Raw genomic sequence first — 13,452 nt, forward strand, 5'->3', positions numbered from 1 at the left:
TTCGCGATTTCCCACAGCCCGTCCGGAACAATCCAACTCCATGTACCCCGCCCCATGTCGAGGTCAACGACGCCTCACCACGTAGGACACGGTCTTAGAGATCGTCTCAACTGGCTTGATCACCAGGCTGGCGGCCGTGATGGCGATGGCGGGGCGTCTGGTGCCGGACGGGTTGTGGGAGTTGTTCCAGCGGGTGGTCCCGGCTGCGCCGGTGCGTCCGCAGGGTGGCGGCCGACGCCGCTACGGTGATCGCGAAGTGCTGGCGGCGATCCTGTTCGTGGCCACGACGGGGTGTACCTGGCGGCAACTGCCGCCGGTCTTCGGCCCGTCCGGGCCGACCGCGCACCGGCGGTTCACCGAGTGGAGCCGGGCCCGGGTACGGGGCAAGCTGCACCGCCTGGTCCTGGACGAACTCGGCGCGCGTGGCGAGTTGGACCGGTCCCGGTGCGCCATCGACTCCGTGAACATGCGCGCGACGAAAGGGGGGACCTGACGGGTCCGAATCCTGTAGATCGCGGAAAGAAGGGATCAAAGATCCACTTGATCATCGAGCGGACCGGCCTGCCCCTCTCCATCGGGATCTCAGCCGCGAACACCCACGATAGCCGGGGGCTCGAACCCCTGGTGCGCGGCATCCCGCCCATCCGCTCCCGCCGCGGGCCGCGCCGACGACGGCCCGCCATGCTCCATGGCGACAAGGGGTACGACTACGACCACCTGCGCCGGTGGCTGCGCTCTCGGAACATCACCCCGCGCATCGCCCCCAAGGGCATCGAGTCCTCCCAGCGACTGGGCCGTCACCGATGGACCGTGGAACGCACGGTGCACCGACGTCTGGGGCGGGAAGTATCCGGCGATCGTCCGGCTCTGGGAGAGCGCGTGGGCGGAGTTCGTGCCAACTCCACGAACCGCTCCAGCGCGGCCTCCTCGGTCGGCGCGATGTAGACGCGCCTGAGCGCCTTCGCGACCTTCTCCCAGTCCTGCCGCGCCGCGACCAGGCCGCGCTCAAGTGCGTCTACCTGGCCGTCAAGAGCCTGGACGCGACCGGCACCGGACGCAAACGCCGGACCATGCGCTGGAAGGCCGCACTGCAAGCCTTCGACATCACCTTCGACGGCCGGCTCAGTTTGATCAAGCCTCGGTGCTCCAAACTCGTGAGAGCGCGAGGCTCAACGTGTGCGCCCTGTCGTTCCAAGACTCCGCACCGCACTGACCGCCTCAGGTGACACGGAAGACCGGCCAGCCGATCTCGGTGCGCCACGCAGCGGGATCGCTCGTGTCACGGGGGCCGACAAGGTAGACCTCCCGCACCGGCCCGGCCACCGACATCGCGTTCTCCACCACCCAAGCCCCGAGTTCGCCGTACGTGACATCGATGCCGTCGTGCTCGCCGACATGGGTGGTGACCGCAAGTTCCGCGGCCGGCAGACTCACGGGGTGTACGCGTCCGGTGCGAGGTGGCGCAGCTGACGGCAGGTAGACGAGCGCGTGACCGCGCTCCTGCTCGAAAAGGGCGTTGTCGTAGCTGCCGCCCGGCGGTCCGGTCACGTCGGCGCCGACGGCCGCCTCCAATTCGGCCATCGCGCCTGCGTACCAGGTCTCGATGTCGCGATGCCCGACTACGGCCTCCACCGCCGCGACCGTCCGTGCGGGCTCCGCACGTAGCTCGACATTGATGGGCGCGGGAGCGGGCCGCAGCAGGCGGCGCAGCGACACGACTGCGGCCCGGGTGCGGTCGAGCGCGTCCTCGAGACGTTGCAGGTGCTCGGCGACCAGCACCGCCCGGACACCAGGGTCGGGGGTCCGCAGGATCTGCTGCACATCACCCAGGGGGACGTCGAGCTCGCGGAGCCGGTGGATGACCTGCGCGGTCGGGATTTGATCGACGCCGTAGTAACGGTAACCGGTGGTCTCGTCCACCACGGCAGGTTCCAGCAGGGCCGCCTCGTGATACCGGCGCAGGGTCCGCACGCTCAAGTGGGTCAGCCGCGAGAACTCGCCAATGGTCAGCATCCCCCCATTCTGAAGGTTCCCCCTGGGGGAGAGTCCACGGCTTGACCCTCCCGCGCCGCGAGGTCACACGGTGGGCTCATGACACAGCACACCGATCTTCCGTCCGATCTGCTCCCGCCCGCCGTCCGCCAGTTCTTGGGCGCCCACATCGTCCGCGACGCCGACACCGCCTCGTCGTTCCTCGCCGAGGATGCGGTGATCGTCGACCAGGACGAGACCTTCCGCGGCCGGGAGGAGACCGACGCGTTCCTGCGGGACGCCGGGTCCGAGTTCGAATACACGACCGAGCGGATCGGCGCTCACCGTGTCGATGACACCCACTGGGTGGTAACCGTGCGGCTCGAAGGCACCTTCCCGGGAGGCGTCGCCGAGCTCGACTACCGGTTCGCGCTGCGGGACGACCTCATCGCCGAACTCGTCATCGCCAACCACCCGGTCTGACGGAACCTGCACCACCTCAATCTTCAGTGGAGAGAAAAATGTCTAGCTCAGATCGCGATCGTCTCGACGGTCGCCGGGCATTGGTCACGGGCGGTTCGAAGGGCTCGGGCAAGGCCGTCGTAGAGAGACTGCGAGAGATGGGTGCCGACGTGTGGACCACGGCACGCACCATGCCCGGCGGCTACGAGCGCCCCGACCGGTTCATCGAGGCGGACACTTCCACGGTGGGCGGTGTAGAGGTTGTAGTGTCCAAGATTTCTGAGGTAGGTGCGCTGGACATCCTGGTGCACGTTGTCGGAGGATCGTCGACCCCGCCTGGCGGATTCGCCGCAGCGTCTGAGGAGCGCTGGCTGGCGGAGCTCAACCTGAACTTGCTGGGAGCTGTTCGACTGGATCGAGCACTGCTGCCGGCAATGGTGGAGGCAGGATCAGGAGCAGTTGTCCACGTCACGTCGATTCAGCATCAGATGCCGCTGCACGAAGCGACGTTGCCGTATGCGTCGGCGAAGGGTGCCCTGCGTACGTACAGCAAGGGTCTCGCGAACGAACTGGCCCCACGAGGCGTGCGAGTAAACGCCGTCAGCCCCGGGGGGATTCAGACCGGAGCGTATGCGGGCTTCATCGACCAGCTCGCCAAGGGCAACGGACTGACCCGCGAAGAGGCGGAGCAGAGCCTGATGGATTCCCTCGGAGGGGTTCCAATCGGAAGGTTCGCAACGACGGAAGAGGTCGCGGACCTGGTCGGCTTCCTCGTGTCGGACCGAGCCTCATCCATTGTGGGCGCGGAGTACGTCATCGACGGCGGCACTGTTCCAACCGTTTGAGCCAGACACCGGTTCCGAGCAGCCACTCGCGAACAGTTCGATCCGGTGGCGGAATCCCCTCCGTCACAAGGACCATGCGGGTACGACCCGACAAGCTCTGCACCTGGAGAGCGCCTCTTCCCATGCAGCCAACAGGCCGAGAACCCAGCAGCCGAGCCCGCCACGCCACGGCACCGGGCTCACGACGCTGGCCCTACTCGGCCTCGTCTGATGGCCGGCCCGGCTGGTCTCGCGGAAGCGGACCGGCCGGGTCCCTTCACCTACGCCCCTGAGCGATTGAGAGCATGATGAACGCCGGGACGAACTGGCTGTGGCAGCAGCACGCCGTGAACGAGGCGCTGCCGGATGAGGCGCTTCCCCACGGTGGTCGAGGCGCTGTGCTCGACCTCCCGCGCCCACTACGGCGTCGACGGCCGTGGCGAGGAACGCCGTGTCAAGACCCTCGCGGACGCTCTGCCCGTCCTGCTCAGCCGTGTCACCCGCCCCCGACTGCGCCGCCAGCTCCTCCAGCAGGCCGACGACAAGCAGCTCGCCGAACTCGCCGGTCAGGCCGTCGTTGTGGTCGGCGGCCTGCAGCGCCTCCCCCTCCTGATCAACCAGGGGCACCTGCGCGAGCTGGCGTTCACCGGCCGCACCATCGGCGCCGAGCGCGCCGCGGACATCGGCCTGGTCAACGACGTCCACACCGACCCGGCAGCCCTGCGCCACGCGGCCAGAACCCTCACACCTGGATCTGCTGGTCATCGGGCCGGTCACGGTCGAAGGGACCGGACCGCAGGTCTGGCACGACATGACCATCGAGGTGGCGCTGTGCGTGAGGCGATCCTGCAACTGTTCCCAGCGCCAGAAGGTGCGCCCTACGCAGACGGGCGAGGTTCGGACCGGCGGCGGTTCTATGCGGCCGCAGCGGCCGTGGACCGGAGTGCGCCGGAACGCCGGGTTGCCGGGGCGGGGCGACGTCGGCCGCGATAGGTGGCGCGCTTCTTGGGACGTTCGGCCACCGGAGTGGTGATGACGACCGGGATGCCGGTCGGGGTCTGGGCTCCGGTGATCCGGCTGAGGGCCTCGTCGCCCGGGCTGACCTGGGTGGTCTGAGGCCGGATCCCGGCGTCCGCCATGAGGCGGACCATGCCGCGGCGCTGGCTTGGTGTGACGAGCGTGACGACGCTGCCGGACTCGCCGGCCCGGGCGGTACGGCCGCCGCGGTGGAGGTAGTCCTTGTGGTCGGTCGGCGGGTCGACATTGACGACGAGGTCGAGGTTGTCGACGTGGATGCCGCGCGCCGCGACGTTGGTCGCCACCAGCACGGTGACATGCCCGGTCTTGAATTGCCCAAGGGTGCGGGTGCGCTGAGGCTGGGACTTGCCGCCGTGCAGGGCGGCGGCCCGTACCCCGCTGCTCAGCAGGTCCTGCGTCAGCCTGTCGACGGCGTGCTTGGTGTCCAGGAACATGATCACGCGGCCGTCGCGGGCGGCGATCTCGGTGGTGGCCGCGTGTTTGTCGGCGCCGTGGACATGGAGTACGTGGTGCTCCATCGTCGTGACGGCGCCGGCCGAGGGGTCGACGGAGTGCACGACGGGGTCGGTCAGGTAGCGGCGTACGAGCAGGTCGACGTTGCGGTCGAGGGTGGCGGAGAACAGCATGCGCTGGCCTTCGGGGCGGACCTGATCGAGAAGGCCGGTGACCTGCGGCATGAAGCCCATGTCGGCCATCTGGTCGGCCTCGTCGAGGACGGTGACGGAAACTTGGTTCAGCCGGCAGTCGCCACGGTCGATGAGGTCCTTGAGGCGTCCGGGGGTGGCGACGACGACCTCTGCGCCACCGCGCAGCGCGTTCGCCTGCCTGCCGATCGGCATCCCGCCCACGACGGTGGCCAGGCGCAGCTTCACGGAGCGGGCGTACGGGGAAAGCGCGTCGGTGACCTGCTGCGCCAGTTCACGCGTCGGTACGAGAATCAGCCCCAGCGGCTGCCCGGGCTCGGCGCGCCGCCCGGCGGTGCGGGCGAGCAGGGCCAGCCCGAAGGCGAGGGTCTTGCCGGAACCGGTGCGGCCCCGGCCGAGGACGTCGCGGCCGGCGAGGGAGTTCGGCAGGGTCGCGGCCTGGATCGGGAACGGCACAGTCACGCCTTGCGAGCGGAGCGCGGCCAGCAGTTCCCCGGGCATGTCGAGATCGGTGAATCCCTCCACGGCGGGAAGCGCGGGAGTGATCGTCCGGGGCAGCGCGAACTCACCCTGGACGGCGGCGGGCCGACGGCCGTACCCCCCGGAGCGGCTCGGTCCGGCCGACCGGCGCGGCGCCGGCGAACCGAAGCGGCTGCCACCCCTTCCGGAGTCGGCACTGCCATTACGGGTGCGGGCGTATCGGTCATTGTTGCGTGTGCGGTTCATGCGGAACCTTCCTCGATACGGCGCATATCAAGGAATTCCCGAAGCGATGAGCAGCACGGAGAATTGCAAGAATGGGCCGGTGGGCCTTGAAAGTGAATCTGGCCAACAGGAGCTCTGTGCGGCGCAGGCGCTGGAATCTTGGGGGCGCTGTGGGCTCGATATTCGCAGCGCCCACTGCGCTGCAGCTATGAAGGGATGCGTCTGAGGGACGAATCTCGTGCGTGCGCCGACGACGTCGAGTTGTCGTCTGCAGTCGTAGGCGACGCCACTGCGGGTAACGCATGCAGCTGGGGCCCGCACCCCGAGGGATGCGGGCCCCAGCTACAAATATGTGACAGTCAGCGTCAGGCGGGAACGATGTTCTCGGCCGTCGGACCCTTCTGGCCCTGCGCGATGTCGAAGCTCACCTTCTGGCCCTCCAGCAGCTCACGGAAGCCCTGGGCGGCGATGTTCGAGTAGTGGGCGAACACATCGGCGCCGCCACCGTCCTGCTCGATGAAGCCGAAGCCCTTTTCCGCGTTGAACCACTTAACGGTACCAGTAGCCATGTCATTTCTCCTTCGGGGCAGTGCATACGAGGGCCGCACCGTGCGAACCCCGTGTCGCCGCGATGATCACCCCATCCGGAAAAGACCGGAGATACAAAAACGCTGCCGGGGGCACAAGGCCGACCGGAGCACTTGAAGTTTTGGGAACCACAACTGCAACTCACACGACAGTAGCACGCCGCAGCAGCCGCCGTGCCGTGAAGAGCGCCGCCCTCCTTATTACGGGAAAAAATCTATCCGCATGCTCCGGTGAAATCTCAGCCCGCGGGAACAGATATTGCCCCACCTGCGCGAGAGGGCTCCGCAACCCGGGGCCCGGCCGGTCCAGAGGCGGCCTGACCAGCAAGATCCACCTGGCCTGCGACGCTGGGGGCGACCGCTCGCCTTCACCGTCACCGGCGGGAACACCAACCACTGCACGCAGTTCACCGCTGTGATGCAGACGATCCGGGTGCCCCGGCCGGGTCCGACCCGGCCCCGGGTCCGACCGGGCCACGTCATCGGCGGCAAGGGCTACAGCGCCAAGGCCATACGCACCTGGCTGCGGCGACGCGACATCCTGCACACCGTCCCGGAACGGTCCGACCACAGCTTGCAAACCGGCTCCGACGCGGCAGTAAAGGCGGACGCCCGCCGGCCTTCGACAAGCGGCTCTGCAAGCGGCGCTACATCGTCGAACGGTACTTCAACCGCTTCAAGCAGCAGCGCGAGGTCGCCACCCGCTACGACAAGACCGCCGAGTCCCACCAAGCAGCCGTCACCCTCGTATCGCTGCTGATGCGGGCGCGACATGCGACGACAACTCCTGACAGGCGTTCCTTGTGACCGGCGGTCCGACGGACAGGAACGCCGGCCCCGCGGGCGTCCCCTGGTGCCGCGTCAGACGGCCGGCCGGTCCGGAACCACAGCGTGGATGGCGGTCATCAGGCGGTGAACATGAGCGAGGCGGGCAGTCCGCCGGCAGGGAGAGTCCTCCCGGCCGACGCGGGGGTGTTCCGATGACGAGGTCCCGGTGGAACAGGTGCTCGGGGTTTTCCCCGCCGACGGGGGCTGCTGCACGGCCCAGGTGAGCGTGGACCTCACCGGTCGTCAGGCCCTTCGCAGCGAACGACGGCCCCTCGCACCGCACCCAACCGCAGCCGCCACCACCGACGTGCCCGAAGCCTGCCGCCGGCACATCAGCAACGGCATCGCCTACCCCCACGACGACGGCAGCGGATGGTGCCGCCTGCCACACGCTGCCCGGTGCCCCCGGCCCCCCGCCTCCCAGCACCGCGTCACCAGCCCTCGCCAGGCGCTGCTGATCCGAGACCTCGCCGTCCGCTCCCACCGCCTGATCGACAGCGGTGCCCTCACCCCGGCGCCCTGCACATCCACCCTCACCGAAACTACCTCCCCCGACCGGCCCGTCGTACGGATCCTCCTCACGCCCTACCACGCACAAGAGCCCGTCGAAAACATCCGCAGCATCGCCCAAACCCGCCAGCGACACCGCTGCACCCGGTCCATCCTCGACCCACCCCGCCCCGCAGGACGATGGACCCTACTGCCCGTCCAACCTCACCACAGCCACCCCGCCCTCCCCGGCGGCACCATGGCTGTCCACGACCTCAACCACCCGCCCTACGGCGAACAACTGCGCTGGCGCACCCAACGCTGCACCACCCACACGGCCCTACCCGCCGCCGACCTGCCCCTCGCCGACCGGCAGCTCCTTGACCCCCTCCTGCACACCGCCCACATCCACACCCAGCTGCCGCACCCCGCACCTCACCAACCCAACCCGCGGTGACAAATGCCCCACCACGCACTGGAGATCACCCTCACCCACCCACTGCACCCTGCCGAACTCGACACGATCTGCCGCAGCATGCCGCTCGCGGCCAGCCACGACACCACCCGCCTGATGGCACTCGTCCCCGCCAAGACCCCCCAACGGGCCGCCCACCGGCTGCACCGACGTCTCAAAGACCGGGTCCCCATCGACGCGATCACCACGCACTACCCGGACGCGAGCGGACACGTGCTGCTCAACGTCGCTTTACCGCCCGCCGCACGCACAGCTCTTCAGACGACAGCTATTCGCACAGGACAGAAACCCGAGCGCCTCCTGGAACGAGCCGTCCACCGGGCCCTCGCCGAGCACACCGACCATGCGACGATGCAGTCGCCACTGAACACGGCCAGGTCGTCCATGATCGGCACTTCCACGGCCGCGTCGAGCATCCCTGCAACCTCCTGTTGTCTAGCATCCTGCTGGGCACTCTACGAATGTCCTGATCGGCGAAGGCGCCGGTAGCAGATCAGGGCACTGGCGATGCCAACGAGGGCGAGGAAGTGGCCGGCCTTGCGCTCGTAGCGGCGGTGCAGTCGGCGGCATCCATTCAGCCAGGACATCGTCCGCTCGACCACCCAGCGACGCGGACCCAGACGGTTGGAGTTCTCCACCCCGCGGCGGGCGATGCGCGGCACGATCTGCCGACGGCGCAGCCAACCTCGCAAGTGGTCGAAGTCGTGGCCCCGCTCGCCGCAGTTCGAAAGGGTGCTGGAGTACTGGAGCTACACGTGCGGCGGGGAGATGGAAGCGTTCAGCCGAACCCGTAACCGCTTTCGGACAAAGCATGCCCATGCCATGCATCTGCTTGGATCTTGGCCCTAGCGTGACGGACGTCCGTGGCACCTGCTGATCGTCGGTGCTACGCCGCCTACTCGCGAAGGGAAGATTGTGAGATTCGTTCTCAAAACAACCCTGGTAGCACTGACACTTGCTTTACTGCCCGCTCAAGCGATCGCTGCAACATCGCAGAGTCAGACTCCCGGGCCGTCCGAGCGGACCGCTGCCACAGCCGAACTACCAAAGCCGAAGCCGCAGAAAGCGGAGCGCCCTGCCAACAGCACTGCACGGGCCGACGTCGCCAACTCGTGTGAGGCGGTGCGTTCCCGCTTGAAGGCGCTCGCGACCGAAGGACGTAAGGCCGTTGCGTGCTCGGCACCCGCGCCGGCGCGTAAGCCGTCGGTTCCCCAGACCGATGCCTCCGCCCGCGCGGCTCGTCAACCAGTTCCCCTGCCTGACTGGTGCTACGACGCCTCCAACGGTGACGGCACCTGGTACCACACGCGCTCTCACGCCTGCTCGATCGACACAAAACTCCTCGATGTCATCACCGTTCCCGGCGGTGAGCTCATCGGGCAGATCTACTACCAGACGAACGAACTCGTTTACACAACACACGACTTGCCGACCTGGGGTCACCAGGTGACCATCCGCATGTATGGCGGTTGGGGGCAGATCGCCGGCACCACCGTGACGGGCGCTGCCACGTGCCCTGGGCCGTGCAGCCTCTCGGATGCTGACGTCGATTTCCCGGCGCAGTCCGTTTCGGTGGGTAGCGCGCCCTGGGGCGACGCGGTGCCCACGAGCACGGCCACCGCGGCCGGCGCGATCGGGGAGACGAAGTCCACCATGTACTGGGTGTTCGACAACCCGTCGTGGGTCGAAGACAGCGGACTGATCGGTTCCCAGGTGGCCGTGCCCATCCGCTGTGACAACGACCTCAAGGGCGTATCCACACCCGGGTGCGTTTTCAAGGACTACGCCCCCGTCAACGTTGTCAGCCTCAGCGGCCTCTACCCAAACTATGCGCGGCACATCCAGGAGGCGCAGGCGTCCGGGCTGCCTGGTTCGTACCCGGATGGTCAGCCGTTGACGCGGCTGACCGATGACAGTGCGATCAGAGCCAACCGCAGCACAGCATGTCCCCGGGCAGACAGGCCCGGCGGCTATCCGCGACCTGCCGGATACACCTGCGACGAGTACCCCTTTGCCTCGACCAATGAGGGCGCCACCAGCAACCCTCAGCTCGGACGAACGTTCAGTTGGTGCCAGATCAATTCCCTCTCCAGCCGCACCGGCCCCGGCTGGAGCGCATGCATGATCCCCGGTGATGAAAACACCGCCGCCGGGCGTGACGATCTACGCATCTTCTACAACGAGAACCGCGTCCTGAAGGATGACGAGTTTCACGTGTGGATCGTCCAGTAACAGCCTCTAACATGGGCGCATGACGGAGCCAGCGCCCACCACGGCCTCCAGTGTCGTCCGCGTGGACTACCACACGTTCGAACTGGCCGACTCCGACAAGCGCGTTCCGACCGGGTTCGACACGTCGAACGGGCTGGTCTTCTCTCTGCCAGGCCAGGTTGTGATCTGCACTGGCATCAGCGCAGGCTGGGTCAACGTCAGTGTTGAGGTGCGTCGGTGTCCACCCGAGCGGGTGGACACCGACGCATGGGATGAGGTCGTCGACCACAGCGTAGAGACGACCAATGGTGCCCTACGTGTCACAAGCGTCATGAGTGATACTCCGGACCTGCCTGTACTTACGCCGCAGGGGCCAGGGACCTACCGGGTCCGGGTGCATGCGCGAGGCCGCGACACCGCCCCCGATGGAGCCGTTGACGAACCCGTCGAGGAATACTTGCTCATCGTCTGGCCGACAGACCGTCAACCGGACCAGATCCACAGGCAATCCGACCACTACGGTGCCCAGCTCCGAGCCCAGCCGAGTAGGTCGGCGCCTCAGGTGCCAACCGCCCAGGGCGATGACGACATACGACGGCGCATGCGAGAACGGCTCCAACGCCGACGTACGCCGTGATGAGGGTAGATACGTGCGCGACTATGCCGCATGCGGCCTGGTGTCTTGGTGGTGCACGGACTCCCCAGCTCAGTACGAACGGGTGAGCTAAAGCACGGTAAGCGGTCAGGCGCCAGTAGCCCGGGTGCCTTGCAGAACCGGCAAGGGCCGCGCTAGTGCAGCGACAGGGGGACGCTGCACTGGGCGCGGCCCTTGCCACGCGCGGCTCGGGGGGCGTTCCACGGTGGGGTACCGCACGGATGCCCTTGCCCCCGCCGCGCACACGGCGACCGGTCAGGTGACTTCCCGTTGGTGGGTAGCAGGCCCGTCGACGCGCTCCACCTTGACCGGGCCGGGCGCGGCGGGCAGCAGCTCGAACATTACCCGTCGGCCCGAACCGGGCAGACGCTTGAACGAACGGCATCAGGACCTCCAACACCGCGGCGACCTCGTCCTCGTCGCCCATCACTCGAACTCGCGCCATCACGTTCCATTGGATGCCAGTTTGATGAGGTCAGCGAGGTGCTCTCGTCCCCAGTACCGCACGGGCGACGCCGCCCTGCTCGTGGTCCGCGGTCTGGCGTCGTTCCGGTGGAGCGAGGAGCCGCTGAAGCGCGACCTGACATCCTTCGCGATCATGTCGAGCACGCCGTCGGCGTCCCTGAGGGGATGGCGGATGGACCTTGTTCTCTTCCCGGACGGCCGGCTGTCCGTCGCCGGCGTGGCGGCCGAGTTCCACCTGCTCGAGGCCGCGGGCATCCCTTCCGCTCCGCCGGACCACACGGACCGCACGCTGAGCGAGATCCGTGGTGGGGCTCCGAGTGCACGGTGCTGCAGTCGGCCACCACGGTAGGTACGTGACGCAGACGAGTGGTAGGTGACACAACGGTGTGACCGAAGCGGCCCGTCGGGGTTCTTCCCCGGTGGGCCGCTTCGCTGAGCCGGAAGCCGCGGCGCGCGGCAGGGGGTTCCCACGGGACTTCGGTGAACGTGGGCGGGAGGGAGCGGTCATGCCCGCCCTCTTGCACACGGTTGCCTGCCGCGAACGGTCAGCCGGGTATCACGGGGCGACACGAAGGCCTCCGTAAGTGGTGCAGAGTCGAAACCTGCACCACACACGGAGGCATTCGCCCGGCTGGCGGCCGGACGTCGGGGCGGTCGTCGGGTGTGAGGGGCACGGCCACGGCCAGCGCCGTCGACATGGGCTCCGTGGTCCGTGAAAGGCTGGGACGCACCCAGGACCCGGCGGTCCCCACGGACATGCTCGACCCGGCCGCGGCAGCGCGCACGAGGCACGCGGTGCGGTCCCGGAGCTTCGGCCGGGCGGCGTCCCGGCCGGACAGCTCGAACATGTAGGCGCGCTTGCGGGCGAGGTGCGGTCCGTGGGGAGGGCCACGGCGAGTTCGGCGAGGGTGAGGCGAACCGCAACCGGCCGCGCGGGCGCGGCCGTCCGGTGCCGTCTGGGCAGCAGCCGCCGCAAGACCCCGAAGGTTCAGGCCCGAGCCTGTTACTCACTTTCGGGTGACGTCTGTTTTCCGCCGGGGTGGCGTGCCATGGCGGACTTGAGTGCGAGGCCTTGGCGCCCACCGGTCGACGGCCTGATGCGTCGTCAACCTGATGTATATGGATAATGCAGTCGACAGTCTCAGAATTATGCAGAATCTGTAACGTGGGGCACGATTTCTACACATGGTGGGCACGGTGTGGGCAGGGTGTGGCCGCGGCCAGCCGGCCGCACCCGCACCAGGCACCGTCCCGGCCAGCGCCGGCGGTGCCCGCACGAAGCAGGGGGAACCTGTGTCGAAGAACATCACCGCCCGCCGCATCACCGCCGCCGTCCTGACCGCCGGCGCCCTGACCGCGGTTCTGACGGTGCCGACCTCCGCTGCCGAGGCCCGCCCGCACCGGCCGACTGTGGAGATCTCGGACGTGCAGTACGACTCCCCGGGCCGCGACGACCGCTCCAACCGCTCCCTGAACCGCGAGTGGGTGGAGATCACCAACAACAGCCGCCGCGCCGTCAACCTCGACGGCTGGACCCTCCGCGACGAGGACGGCCACCGCTACACTTTCGACGACTTCCGCCTGCGCGGCCGCTCCACCGTCCGCGTCCACACCGGCATCGGTCGCGACACCCGCTCGGACGTCTACCAGGACCGCCGTCACTACGTCTGGGACAACCGCTCCGACACCGCCACCCTCCGCAACGACCGCGGCCGCTACGTCGACAGCGAGTCCTGGGGCCAGCGCCGCGGCGGACGCCGCTAACACCAGCCGATGAACCGGCGGCCCGCACCGCCGACTCGTCCCGACCAGCTGGCGGCACGCCACCACAACGGTGGCGTGCCGCTCCGTCTTTGCCTGCGTGCGGTATTGGGCTGTCTGTCGCGGGCGTGGACGGTTCCGTGAGTGGCTACGCGCTAATACGGGCGGAACCACGACCGCGTCGGACGCTCACGCGGCGGCCTGAACACGAAAGTCCATCTTGCCCGCGACAGCCGCGCCTTGGGAGGGCAGGATGGGCGGCGCGGAGGTCCGGGGGTCGGGGCGTGCTCAGCCGGTTGCGCGTCGGCCGGGCCGCCGCGCCTGTGCCGAGGCATCA

The 13,452-nt window shown here is 68.2% G+C and carries 10 protein-coding genes and 3 pseudogenes; 9 read left to right on the forward strand and 4 right to left on the reverse strand.

Annotated elements, in window-relative coordinates:
* Positions 1-139: 139 nt before the first annotated feature.
* A pseudogene (locus ACF1AG_RS32510) lies at positions 140-846 on the forward strand (IS5 family transposase); the annotation flags it as partial.
* A gap of 372 nt (positions 847-1,218) precedes the next feature.
* Here ACF1AG_RS32510 and ACF1AG_RS32515 read toward each other — a convergent pair.
* Complete coding sequence (locus ACF1AG_RS32515) at positions 1,219-2,013, reverse strand: MerR family transcriptional regulator (RefSeq protein ID WP_391810856.1); 795 nt, start codon at positions 2,011-2,013, stop codon at positions 1,219-1,221.
* 78 nt (positions 2,014-2,091) lie between these two features.
* Here ACF1AG_RS32515 and ACF1AG_RS32520 point away from each other — a divergent pair, with 78 nt between their 5' ends.
* From ACF1AG_RS32520 to ACF1AG_RS32530, 3 genes are all read left to right on the forward strand, one after another.
* The gene (locus tag ACF1AG_RS32520; RefSeq protein ID WP_359599778.1) at positions 2,092-2,454 is read left to right on the forward strand and encodes a nuclear transport factor 2 family protein; all 363 of its coding nucleotides are present in this window, start codon (positions 2,092-2,094) and stop codon (positions 2,452-2,454) included.
* A 38-nt stretch (positions 2,455-2,492) separates the two neighbouring features.
* Positions 2,493-3,278: an SDR family oxidoreductase gene (locus tag ACF1AG_RS32525; RefSeq protein WP_359599779.1), complete on the forward strand. Its 786-nt coding sequence runs from the start codon at positions 2,493-2,495 to the stop codon at positions 3,276-3,278.
* A gap of 363 nt (positions 3,279-3,641) precedes the next feature.
* Positions 3,642-4,250, forward strand: a complete 609-nt coding sequence (locus ACF1AG_RS32530; RefSeq protein WP_391810857.1) for a hypothetical protein — start codon at positions 3,642-3,644, stop codon at positions 4,248-4,250.
* Here ACF1AG_RS32530 and ACF1AG_RS32535 read toward each other — a convergent pair.
* Both ACF1AG_RS32535 and ACF1AG_RS32540 read right to left on the reverse strand, forming a co-directional pair.
* Positions 4,172-5,665: a DEAD/DEAH box helicase gene (locus tag ACF1AG_RS32535; RefSeq protein ID WP_391810858.1), complete on the reverse strand. Its 1,494-nt coding sequence runs from the start codon at positions 5,663-5,665 to the stop codon at positions 4,172-4,174. The two genes, ACF1AG_RS32530 and ACF1AG_RS32535, sit on opposite strands and share 79 nt — an antisense overlap.
* 344 nt (positions 5,666-6,009) lie before the next feature.
* A complete protein-coding gene (locus ACF1AG_RS32540; RefSeq protein ID WP_004986771.1) occupies positions 6,010-6,213 on the reverse strand; it encodes a cold-shock protein in 204 nt (67 codons plus the stop codon).
* 277 nt (positions 6,214-6,490) lie between these two features.
* Between ACF1AG_RS32540 and ACF1AG_RS32545 the strand changes: the two genes are divergently transcribed.
* The 3 genes and pseudogenes from ACF1AG_RS32545 to ACF1AG_RS32555 all read left to right on the forward strand — a co-directional run bounded on the left by ACF1AG_RS32545 (position 6,491) and on the right by ACF1AG_RS32555 (position 8,005).
* Complete coding sequence (locus ACF1AG_RS32545; protein ID WP_391810859.1) at positions 6,491-6,991, forward strand: transposase; 501 nt, start codon at positions 6,491-6,493, stop codon at positions 6,989-6,991.
* A gap of 294 nt (positions 6,992-7,285) precedes the next feature.
* Positions 7,286-7,543 (forward strand): annotated as a pseudogene (locus ACF1AG_RS32550) (DUF6083 domain-containing protein); the annotation flags it as partial.
* A 264-nt stretch (positions 7,544-7,807) separates the two neighbouring features.
* Positions 7,808-8,005: a hypothetical protein gene (locus ACF1AG_RS32555; protein WP_391810908.1), complete on the forward strand. Its 198-nt coding sequence runs from the start codon at positions 7,808-7,810 to the stop codon at positions 8,003-8,005.
* A 473-nt stretch (positions 8,006-8,478) separates the two neighbouring features.
* On the opposite strand, the pseudogene ACF1AG_RS32560 reads toward ACF1AG_RS32555, so the two are convergent.
* Positions 8,479-8,700: pseudogene (locus ACF1AG_RS32560) on the reverse strand (transposase); the annotation flags it as partial.
* 238 nt (positions 8,701-8,938) lie between these two features.
* On the opposite strand from ACF1AG_RS32560, the gene ACF1AG_RS32565 reads away from it, so the two are divergent.
* Positions 8,939-10,255, forward strand: a complete 1,317-nt coding sequence (locus ACF1AG_RS32565) for a hypothetical protein (RefSeq protein ID WP_391810860.1) — start codon at positions 8,939-8,941, stop codon at positions 10,253-10,255.
* Between the two features lie 2,392 nt (positions 10,256-12,647).
* Positions 12,648-13,118, forward strand: a complete 471-nt coding sequence (locus tag ACF1AG_RS32570; RefSeq protein ID WP_391810861.1) for a lamin tail domain-containing protein — start codon at positions 12,648-12,650, stop codon at positions 13,116-13,118.
* The last annotated feature ends 334 nt before the right edge of the window (positions 13,119-13,452 follow it).

It is taken from the genome of Streptomyces sp. NPDC014764, from assembly GCF_043082785.1.
Classification (GTDB): Bacteria; Actinomycetota; Actinomycetes; order Streptomycetales; family Streptomycetaceae; genus Streptomyces; species Streptomyces althioticus.